This window comes from Sphingobium sp. PNB (genome assembly GCF_019873065.1).
Classification (GTDB): domain Bacteria; phylum Pseudomonadota; class Alphaproteobacteria; order Sphingomonadales; family Sphingomonadaceae; genus Sphingobium; species Sphingobium fuliginis.
Genome location: NZ_JAINEZ010000198.1, coordinates 1 through 2,123 on the forward strand (window position 1 = coordinate 1; position 2,123 = coordinate 2,123).

Annotated in this window: 1 protein-coding gene and 1 pseudogene; both read right to left on the reverse strand. The window is 58.7% G+C overall.

What is annotated here, in order from left to right; translation table 11 throughout:
* Window positions 1-228: 228 nt before the first annotated feature.
* The gene (locus tag K7W03_RS27300; protein WP_008832040.1) at window positions 229-783 is read right to left on the reverse strand and encodes a hypothetical protein; all 555 of its coding nucleotides are present in this window, start codon (window positions 781-783) and stop codon (window positions 229-231) included.
* Between the two features lie 242 nt (window positions 784-1,025).
* Window positions 1,026-2,040: pseudogene (locus K7W03_RS27305) on the reverse strand (Tn3 family transposase); the annotation flags it as partial.
* Window positions 2,041-2,123 lie beyond the last annotated feature (83 nt).

The window sequence follows — 2,123 nt, forward strand, 5'->3', positions numbered from 1 at the left end:
GCAAGGACGGCAAAGCGCCACGCGTGATCCGCGATGGCATTCTTTACCATATCCCAATGATGTGTCGCAACCAGACAGCTAGTCCAGTCGTAGAAGCTATTACCACCCTTTGATTCCCTAGTTCAGATGCCTGCACGTATGCCGAACGATCACCATGGGACGCTCGCATCACGATCTAACGGTGATGAAAAGCCATCGTGCTTGCCTATAGAAGGCAAGGAACGCGAGTCACACCCCGGAGCGCAGGGCACGGCGCGCTTCCTCAGTGATGGCGTACATGACCTGACGCTGCGCGCCGCGATTGTGATGATCGACCCGATATCCTTGATATCGCCTTTGGACTAATCCGGCTCGAACCAGTTCTGAGACGGCGCGACTGACGTTAGTTCGACCGGAAATCCGGATGCGCTCGCGTACCAGATCGTCGATCAAGGCGCCTGCTGCCGCGCTATCTTCTGGTAGCGCATTATCGTCCTCCAGCGCGCGTCGAACCTTTCCGGCGATCGCGAGCCGGCGGGGATCGCGCTGGGCGACCGGGGTCAGAGCGTCAGATAACCAGTCTCGAACCGGAATCCGCGTCTCGCCCGCTCGGACGAACGGACCGGCCGAGCCAGTTTTCGCACTCAATTGCGCGATCAGATTCAGCACCATGAAGCTGTACCGGGGGCGCTCGCAAAAGTCGGCCAGTCGCTCGAGGATACCAGGCACGTCGAGCACCGGTTGTTCCGAAACGCTGGCCGGTTCCGAGGTCGCCTCTGTGGCAAAAAGATCAGGCTGAAACATCAGAACATTTGAAGCACAATAAGAACGGAATGTGAATCCGTTATCGACCGGCTAAGGCGGTTGGACCAGTCGTGGCACTTCACCGAAGCGCAGCGGCTATTAGAGCGTGAGGTCACTAACTCGCTAGATCCTCGCTACCCACAGAACTGAGGACCGTGGCACTTTACCGACGGGTGAAGTGCCGCGGTTGGCATGCGATGTCCTCCGCAAAATACGGGCCGTTTGCGGGAGGGAGCGAAATCCTACGCTAAGGATTTTGGCCAGCGATATTCGCCGGTGAGGTTGATTTGCTCCCAAACCAGCGGTGAGAAATGGGCGAGGAGATCGGGTGGGACGGTAGCGCCATTAGCGGATCGACCGGTGACGACATCGCTGAGCTTAATCTTATTCCAGAAGATGATGATGGCGGCGAGGAAGTTCATGCCGGCGATGTGATAATGCTGACCTTCACCCGATCGGTCCCGGATTTCACCGCGCCGATGGAAGCTGATGGCGCGCTTCAGCGCATGATGGGCTTCACCTTTTTTGAGGCCGATCTGGGCCTCGCGCTGCAAACCGGCGTCTAGAGTCCAGTCGATCATGAACAGCGCCCGTTCGACAAGACCGACTTCCCAAAGGGCAAGGGCCAGCTCATTTTGACGAGGATATGAAGCCAGCTTCCGCAGAATCTGGCTGGGGGCGACAATGTCGGCGGCGATCGTGGCCATGACCCGCAGGATGTCGGGCCAGTTCCGCTCGATGAGGGGCTCATTGATCTTCCCGCCTACCAGACCCCGCACATTGGCCGGCGTCGCACCGGGGGTAAAGGCATAGTGTCTTTTCTGTTGCAGGTCGCGGATGCGTGGCGCGAACCTGTAGCCGAGAAGCGAGCAGGCGACGAAGACGTGATCGGTAAATTCGCCCGTATCGGCAATGTGCTGACGGACATGGCGGCCTGCGTCATTCATGAGCAGCCCGTCGAGAATATAGGGTGCCTTTGCTGACGGTCGCCGGGATGACCTGGGTAGCAAACGGCGCGTATTGATCAGAGACATGGCTGTATCCTTTCAAGCCTGGGACATTGCCGTATTTGGCGTTGACCATGTTCATCGCTTCGCCCCGCTCGGTCGCGAGGAAGAACTGTCCGTCGCTGGAGGCGGAGTGCCCCTGTCCCCAGAACGCGGCCATGGGTAGATCGGCATGTGCCTCCAAGATCAAGGCGAGCGCCCGATCATAGGCCCTGCCTTCAACATGCCAACGCGCGCTCCGCAGCAATTGGACACCTTCTGTCATTGGGTGCGGGACTGCAAGGTAGATCGACTTGGGGTTCATGCTTCTGTCCGTGATCGACGCGTGGTCGT

Bases quoted from the DNA above. Each gene is read 5' to 3' on its own strand.
- K7W03_RS27300 (WP_008832040.1), bottom strand. From the start codon at position 783: ATGTTTCAGCCTGATCTTTTTGCCACAGAGGCGACCTCGGAACCGGCC.